A 7,044-nucleotide genomic window follows, 5' to 3' on the forward strand; every position below is an offset into this window, starting at 1 on the left:
GGTCAGGCGCAGGTGTCGGGTGTGTCGGGCACGTGGCGGGACCTGACGGAGAACGTGAACCAGCTGGCGGGCAACCTGACCGCCCAGGTCCGCAACATCGCCCAGGTCACCACCGCGGTCGCGCAGGGCGACCTGTCGCAGAAGATCACGGTGGACGCGCGTGGCGAGATCCTGGAGCTGAAGAACACGGTCAACACGATGGTGGACCAGTTGTCGTCGTTCGCCGACGAGGTCACGCGCGTGGCCCGCGAGGTGGGTTCCGACGGCAAGCTCGGCGGCCAGGCCCAGGTACGCGGCGTCGCCGGCACCTGGCGGGACCTGACCGACAACGTGAACTTCATGGCGTCCAACCTGACCGCCCAGGTGCGCAACATCGCGCAGGTCACCACGGCCGTGGCGCTCGGCGACCTGAAGCAGAAGATCACGGTCGACGCCCAGGGCGAGATCCTGGAGCTGAAGAGCACGGTCAACACGATGGTGGACCAGTTGTCGTCGTTCGCCGACGAGGTCACGCGCGTCGCCCGCGAGGTCGGCTCGGACGGCAAGCTCGGCGGCCAGGCCGACGTACGCGGCGTCGCCGGCACCTGGCGCGACCTGACCGACAACGTGAACCAGCTCGCCTCGACGCTGACCACGCAGCTGCGCGCGATCGCGGAGGTGTCCACGGCGGTGACCCGCGGCGACCTGACCCAGCGGATCGCGGTCGAGGCGCAGGGCGAGGTCGCCGAGCTGAAGGACAACATCAACCAGATGATCATCACGCTCGGCGAGACCACCGCCAAGAACGCCGAGCAGGGCTGGCTGGAGTCGAACCTGGCCCGGTCGAGCAGCCTGCTGCAGGGCCAGCGGGACCTCGGCGAGGTCGGCAAGATGATCATGAGCGAGATGGCGCCCCTGGTCAACGCCCAGCTCGGCGCGTTCTTCCTGCACGAGGCGACGCCCGGTCGCGAGGGCCGGCTGCGCCGCTCGGCGACCTACGGGCTCGGCTCGGCCGGCGAGAACGTCACCGTGTCGCTCGGCGAGGGCCTCGTCGGGCAGGCCGCGGCGGACCTCCGCGCGATCAAGGTGTCCGGCGGCGCCGCCCGCAGCATCTCCTCGGGTACCAGCGTGATCGCGGTCGAGGACCTGATCATCCTGCCCATCCTGTTCGAGGGGTCGCTGCTCGGCGTGATCGAGTTCGGCGGCGTGAGCCCCTTCTCCGACCTGTCGCTGGAGTTCCTCGACCGGCTCGTCGGCACCATCGGCGTCGCGCTCAACACGATCCTCGCCAACCGGCGTACCGAGGAGCTGCTCGACCAGTCCCAGCGGCTCGCGCACGAGCTGCGCGAGCAGTCGGCGGAGCTGCAGCGTACGAACGCGGAGCTGGAGGAGAAGGCCGAGCAGCTGTCCGAGCAGAACCGCAACATCGAGATCAAGAACCGCGAGATCGAACTCGCCCGGCTCGGCCTGGAGGAGAAGGCGCAGCAGCTGGCGGCCGCGTCCCAGTACAAGTCCGAGTTCCTCGCCAACATGAGCCACGAGCTGCGTACGCCGCTCAACTCGCTGCTCCTGCTGGCGCGGTTGCTGGCCGACAACCCGGACGACAACCTGACCGCCAAGCAGATCGAGTTCGCCCGCACGATCCACAACGCGGGTTCGGACCTGATGGCGCTGATCGACGACATCCTGGACCTGTCCAAGATCGAGGCCGGCCGGATGGACGTCGACTTCGGCGAGGTCGCCTTCGCGGAGGTACGCGCCTACGTCGAGCAGGCGTTCCTGCCGCAGGCCGAGCAGAAGGGTCTCGAACTCGCGGTGCGGCTGGCGGCCGACCTGCCGCCGCTGATGACCACCGACGCCCAGCGCCTGCAGCAGATCCTGCGCAACCTGATGTCCAACGCGGTCAAGTTCACCGACGCGGGCGCGGTCAGCCTGGAGATCGGCATCGCGCCGGCGGAGCTGGAGTTCGCCGAGCCGACGCTGCGCTCGGCCGGACAGGCGGTGGCGTTCGCCGTACGCGACACGGGCATCGGGATCCCGGCGGACAAGCTGGCCGTCATCTTCGACGAGTTCAAGCAGGCCGACGGCACGACCAGCCGCAAGTACGGCGGCACCGGCCTCGGCCTGTCGATCAGCCGGGAACTCGCCCGGCTGCTCGGCGGCGCGATCGCGGTCACCTCGACACCGGGCGAGGGTTCGGTGTTCACCCTGTACCTGCCCGCGATCTTCGCCACCGAACCGGTCGAGGCGCCGGCCCCGCCACGCCCCGCGGCTCTCCGCTCGGGCATGGCCACGCCGGCGATCCTGGCCGCGCCCCGGCGACCGGTCCGCGGCGCGCGTACGGCGACGCAGCGTTGGCCGGAGGAGCAGCGCTGGCCGGAGGAGGCCGTGGAGCGTGCACCGCAGGGTGCGCCGGCCGCGCGGCAGCTGGGCGGGGCGACCGTGCTGATCGTCGACGACGACGTCCGCAACGTGTTCGCGCTGACGAGCGCGCTGGAGCTGCAGGGCCTGCGGGTCCTGTACGCCGACAACGGCTCCGACGGGCTGCGCCTGCTGGCCGCCCACCCCGAGATCGACGTCGTCCTGATGGACGCGATGATGCCCGAGCAGGACGGATATGAGACGACCCGGATCATCCGGGCCAATCCGCACCTGGTCAACCTGCCGGTGATCTTCCTGACCGCCAAGGCCATGCCCGGCGACCGGGACGCCGCCATCACGGCCGGGGCCAGCGACTACATCACCAAGCCCGTCGACCTCGACGAGCTGCTGCAGATGATGGCCGGCTGGGTACGCGGCAAGGAAGGCGAAGGCCGATGAGGACAGCTGGACCAGGGGAGCAGGCGAAGGTCCTGCTCGTCGACGACCGCAGCGACAACCTGCTCGCGCTGCAGGCGATCCTGCAGGGCATGGCGGTGCAGACGGTCGCGGTCAACTCCGGCGAGGCCGCCCTCAAACAGCTGCTGGTCGACGAGTACGCGCTGATCCTGCTGGACGCGTACATGCCGGGGATGAGCGGGTTCGAGGCCGCGACCCACATCAAGGGCCGTGAGCGTACGCGGCACATCCCGATCATCTTCCTGACGGCGGCCGACCGCGACGCGTCGATGGCGCTGCGCGGGTACGCGGCCGGGGCGGTGGACTACCTCACCAAGCCGCTCGACCCGTGGATCCTGCGCGCGAAGGTGTCGGTGTTCATCGAGATGTGGGCGCAGAACCGTCAGATCCAGCGGCAGGCCGAGCAGGTCAGCGCGTACGCCGAAGCGGCCCGTACGGCGCTGGCGGCGCTGCGCGGGGACGACGTGGCGCGGGCCGCGGAGATCCTCGAAGCCGCCCAGGGCCTCCAGGCCCGCACGTCCCGCTAGCCCGCACCGGTCAGCCGGTCAGCGGAGCAGCCGGGCAGGGGCAGCCGGTCAGCCGAAGCTCCGGTCGCGGACCCGAATCGCGGCCCAGATCCGCTTGCCGTCGCTCGTCGGCAGGCTGCCCCAGGCCGTGGCGTGGATGTTGACCAGGTGCAGACCCCGGCCGCGGATGGCGGGCGGGTCGGCGGCCAGATGGTCGACCGCGGTCGGGACGGGCAGCACCCCGCTGCCGTCCTGCACGGCCAGGTACAGGTGGGAGCCGCGCAGGGCGACGATGAGCGTCATCTCCGTGCGGGCGTGCTCGACGGCGTTGGCGACCAGCTCGGAGACGATCAGCTCGGCGGCCTCGGCCGCGTCGTCGACCTGCCAGTCGGCGCAGGCGGCCAGGACGAACCGGCGGGCGGCCGCGGGCGCCGTCACCGCGGGCGGCAGCCGCAACCGCCGCCGGCTTGGGTCGGGCGCGTCGACCGCGGCCGCGTACGCCGCTTCGAAGGTGTCGAAGACGGGGATGTCGCCGAGGACGCCGCCGCCCATCATGGCCCGCAGCGCGGCCGACGGCGCGGCCAGCAGCAGCGCCGGGGCGGGCGGGCCCTGGTGGCCGGCGACGGTGGGGAAGACGGTCAGGTGAATGCTCGACTGGCTGGTCAGCCCGGCGGCGTCGACGACGACCGCGGTCACGTCCTCGGCCAGGTGCCGGTGCAGGATCTGGCGGATCACCGTGACGGACTCCGTGGTGAGCGTGCCCGTGAGGACGAGCCGCACGACCCCGCCGGTACGCGTGGCGGATGCGACGGTGACGGTCATGCCCCTCAGCCCCGACAACGATGTGATCCGACAGCGGTCCGATCCGACAGCGGTCCGATACGACAGCGGTCCGATACGACAGCGGTCCGATACGACAGCGGTGTGATCCGACAGCGGTCCGATGCGACAGAACGACGGTAACTCCGGCGTCTCCATTAGTCCACGCGGCGCGCCTCCCACTCGGGGGCGAGCAGCCCGTAGATCACTTCGTCGGCGAAGGCGCCCGCGACCCAGGCCGGCTGGCGCAGCGTTCCCTCGTGCCGGAAGCCGTTGCGCTCGGCGGCCGTGATCATCGCCCGGTTGTCGGCGAGCGTCTCGATCTGCAGACGGTGCAGCCCGCGGATGCGGAACCCGTAGTCGCACAGCGTCCGCACGATGTCGGTCCCCAGGCCCCGGCCCCGGTACGCCGGCCGCAGCGAGATGCCGATGTGCGCGAGCCGGTTGTGCAGGTCGACCGCCCACAGCAGGGCCTCCCCGACCAGTTCGGGCTGGTCCCGAGCTTCGAGAGAGGGCTGGGCCCCGGGATGGTGCAGCGGCGCGAGGGCGACGGCGGAGAAGATCACCACGTCGTCGCTCGGTTCCCGCAGCCGGTACGGGGAATGCGGTGAATCCGGAGGAATAGGACGCCACGGGCGGGAATCGGCCCGCGACCGGGTCTCGACGTCGTCGTGCAGTTCCGCCTGGAGCACGGGAATGTCTGATTCATGACGGGCGCGCAGCGCCGTCTTCTCACCGCGGAGCACGGTGATTTGTACCGCAGTGCCGCTGACGTGGCAAGACGTTTGCGCCGGGCGGCCGGAAAGGACCGGCCCGGGGGAGGCATCCCGTCGTACCCCGTGGCTATGGTGGTCCATGGCCCGTTCCCCGTGCGGGCTGTGCCCCTGATGGGCTCTGTGTGCGGGCAGGAGTCACGTGTCGGTCTACAGCAGCAAGAGTGCCAAGCAGAAGCCCGACCCGGTCGAGGGCACCCCCGGCGGACCGGTCGACGGCAAGGAGCGCAAGGGACGCGCGCCCTTCTGGGCGGTCGCGCTCACCGTGCTCGGCGTCCTGGTCGCGGTCACCGGCTTCGGCGGCATGGCGGCGGCCCACTATTACCTGGGCAAGCTGACCGGCCAGATCGAGACCACCGACACCGTGCTCAACGGCGACTCCGGCAACAGCGCCAGCACCGGCAAGATCCCCAGCGGCGCCTTCAACCTGCTCATGCTGGGCCTCGACACCCGTGACGGCTGGCAGCAGTCGGGCGAGTTGTCCCGCTCCGACACGATCATCATCCTGCACGTCTCGGCCACGCACGACCAGGCGTACATGATCTCGATCCCACGGGACACCATCGCGCACATCCCGGCCGACTCCACCCTCGGCTTCGACGGGGCCACCACCAAGATCAATGCCGCGTACGCGTTCGGCTCCGAGAAGCACGGCTGGCAGGGCGGCGCCCGGCTGGCCACCGAGGCCGTCGCGGAACTGACCGGGCTCAAGTTCAGCGGGGTCGTGCAGATCGACTTCGGCGGCTTCAAGAACGTCATCAACGCCCTCGGCGGCGTGTACATGTGCGTGGAGCGCGACACCTGGTCCAGCCACTACTCGTACGACAAGAACGGCAAGATCGTCTACGACGTGAAGCGGGACGAGGAACACGAGATCGCGAACAACTACATCCACAAGAAGGGCTGCCGCGACCTGCCCGGCTGGGACGCGCTCGACTACGCCCGCCAGCGGTACGGCCTGCCGAACTCCGACTACGACCGGCAGCGCCACCAGCAGCAGCTCATCCGCGCGATGGCGAAGAAGGCCACCAGCACCGGCGTCATCACCAACCCGTCCAAGGTCGCGTCCCTGGTCGAGGCGGCCGGCGCGGCGCTGAAGATGGACACGAACGGCGTACAGGTCAACGACTTCATCTTCGGCCTCAAGGCGATCGCCGGGGCGGACCTGATCGCGCTGAAGACCAACTCCGGCACGTACGCCTCGGTCAGCGGCGGCGAGGGGATCACGCAGGGGACGAAGGATCTGTTCGCGGCGACGGCGGCGGACAACCTCGGCCCGTTCATCAGCGAGAATCCCGAATACCTGATCCCCGACGCCTCGTAGCCGGTGGGATCAAACCCTTCAAAGTCCTGAAGACCTTTTGTCCCGGGTTCGTCGATCTCACCTCCGCTCCTCGCGCGGGAGACCGCTACGGCCTCGCCACTTCGTGACGAGGCCTCCACTGCCAGGTGAGCGGGGCGACGCATCGTTCGCCGCGGTCCGGTCGCCCTCGCACCCCTGCTCCTGAACTCCCGCGCTCGTGGGGCTCGTGGGGCTCGTGGGGCTCGTGTGCTCGTGTGCTCGTGTGCTTCGGCTTTGTCGCGACTGTCCGACTTGTATACCCAGCGCCGCGACGATCTTGCGCGAGTGTCCCGAATTTCGTCGGGAATGCCCTGAATGCCGGTACATTCGCGCAAGATCGTCGCGGGGTGCGGGGTGCGGGGTGCGGGGTGCGGGGTGCGGGGGGTGGGGTGCGGGGTGCGGTGGGGTGCGGGGGAAGGGGCGGCCGTTTCGGCGTTGGGCTGGCTGGGCTTTGTCGCGACTGTCCGATATGGGGATTCGAGAGCTTGTGGGCTGGTGATCAAGAGCGGCCGAGATGGTGGTTTCAACCGGTGGGTGCAAGTAGGAGTTGGTTGAGGCGTTCGGTGGGGGTGTCCCAGTCGAGGGTTTGGCGTGGTCGCCGGTTGAGTTGGTCGGCGATCACGTCGAGGCCGGCTTGGTCGATGGTGCGGAAGTCGAAGCGGCCGCGGGGGAAGTAGTCGCGTAGTAGGCCGTTGGTGTTTTCGTTGGTGCCGCGTTGCCAGGGTGAGTGCGGGTCGCAGATGTAGACCCGGCAGTCGGTGGCGAGTTGGATGTGGTGGTGTTCGGC

6 protein-coding genes are annotated in these 7,044 nt (G+C 69.8%); 3 read left to right on the forward strand and 3 right to left on the reverse strand.

The features are described from left to right. Window positions 1-2,799: HAMP domain-containing protein (locus tag G401_RS52040; protein ID WP_034594757.1), on the forward strand; the 2,799-nt coding region annotated here is incomplete at its 5' end. After that, on the forward strand, window positions 2,796-3,344 hold the full coding sequence (locus G401_RS0141935) for a response regulator (protein ID WP_027347209.1): 549 nt from the start codon (window positions 2,796-2,798) through the stop codon (window positions 3,342-3,344). The genes G401_RS52040 and G401_RS0141935, both read left to right, overlap by 4 nt. A gap of 48 nt (window positions 3,345-3,392) precedes the next feature. Here G401_RS0141935 and G401_RS53990 read toward each other — a convergent pair whose 3' ends face one another. Both G401_RS53990 and G401_RS0141945 read right to left on the reverse strand, forming a co-directional pair. Beyond that, window positions 3,393-4,145, reverse strand: a complete 753-nt coding sequence (locus tag G401_RS53990) for an ATP-binding protein (protein WP_051368002.1) — start codon at window positions 4,143-4,145, stop codon at window positions 3,393-3,395. Between the two features lie 155 nt (window positions 4,146-4,300). Then, on the reverse strand, window positions 4,301-4,888 hold the full coding sequence (locus tag G401_RS0141945) for a GNAT family N-acetyltransferase (RefSeq protein ID WP_027347210.1): 588 nt from the start codon (window positions 4,886-4,888) through the stop codon (window positions 4,301-4,303). Between the two features lie 169 nt (window positions 4,889-5,057). On the opposite strand from G401_RS0141945, the gene G401_RS0141950 reads away from it, so the two are divergent. Next, window positions 5,058-6,239 (forward strand): LCP family protein, encoded by a 1,182-nt coding sequence (locus G401_RS0141950; RefSeq protein ID WP_027347211.1) that lies wholly within the window; start codon window positions 5,058-5,060, stop codon window positions 6,237-6,239. Window positions 6,240-6,780: 541 nt separating this feature from the next. Here the strand turns inward: G401_RS0141950 and G401_RS58200 are convergent. Next, the coding region (locus tag G401_RS58200) for an IS30 family transposase (protein ID WP_034594759.1) at window positions 6,781-7,044 on the reverse strand (264 nt) is incomplete at its 5' end.

This window comes from Hamadaea tsunoensis DSM 44101 (genome assembly GCF_000428945.1).
GTDB lineage: Bacteria > Actinomycetota > Actinomycetes > Mycobacteriales > Micromonosporaceae > Hamadaea > Hamadaea tsunoensis.